Raw genomic sequence first — 341 nt, 5'->3', positions numbered from 1 at the left:
ACAGACCTTCACTCACTTGGACAATTCATCCAAGAAGGTTACCGCAACATCTTTGAAACAGTTGTTCGTGTTGATAAACCACGTAAAAACGTTGTTATTCCTGAATTGTCAGAAGACCTTGATGGCCTTGGTTACCTTCAAGGTAAAGACGTTGATTTCGTAAACAAAAAAGCAACTGATGGTGTACTTCTTGCTCACACTGACGGTGGAGTACCTAACATGTTCTTGACACTTCCTCAACAAGATGAATTCACTCTTGGTTATACAATCTACTTCTTCGAGTTGGCTATTGGTCTTTCAGGTTACCTTAACGCTGTTAACCCATTCAACCAACCAGGTGT

1 pseudogene is annotated in these 341 nt (G+C 40.8%); it reads left to right on the top strand.

Going from position 1 to position 341, the window contains the following annotated elements:
- Positions 1–341, top strand: a pseudogene (gene pgi / locus B3473_RS02775) (glucose-6-phosphate isomerase); the annotation flags it as partial.

The sequence above is a fragment of the Streptococcus sp. UBA632 genome (assembly GCF_002300045.1).
In the GTDB taxonomy this organism is placed as follows: Bacteria; Bacillota; Bacilli; order Lactobacillales; family Streptococcaceae; genus Streptococcus; species Streptococcus alactolyticus.
This window is presented reverse-complemented; position numbering and strand designations above follow the sequence as displayed.